The 268-nt window shown below is 68.7% G+C and carries 1 pseudogene; it reads left to right on the top strand.

The annotated features are described in order from the left end of the window. A pseudogene (locus tag SB751_RS31045) lies at positions 1-268 on the top strand (amino acid permease); the annotation flags it as partial.

Here is a 268-nt window from a genome sequence, read left to right as displayed (position 1 = left end):
CCACGTCGACGTCGTTCATCAACTTCGGCGCGTTCCTCGCGTTCACGTCGGTGAACCTCTGCGTGATCCGCCAGTACTTCAGCGGCGCGGCCGGCACGCGCGGCTTCGGCGTGCTCGGCGGCCTGGTGTTCCCGCTGATCGGCGCGGTCACCGACCTCTGGCTGCTCTGCAGCCTGGAAAAAACCGCGATCGTGCTCGGCGTGATCTGGTTCGTGCTCGGCCTCGCCTACCTCGGCTGGATCACGCGCTGCTTCCGCCGCGCGCCGCC

This window comes from Cupriavidus sp. SIMBA_020 (assembly GCF_046535395.1).
GTDB lineage: Bacteria > Pseudomonadota > Gammaproteobacteria > Burkholderiales > Burkholderiaceae > Cupriavidus > Cupriavidus campinensis.
Note: the sequence above shows the minus strand (reverse complement) of the source record. Positions and strands in the feature narration are given on the sequence as shown.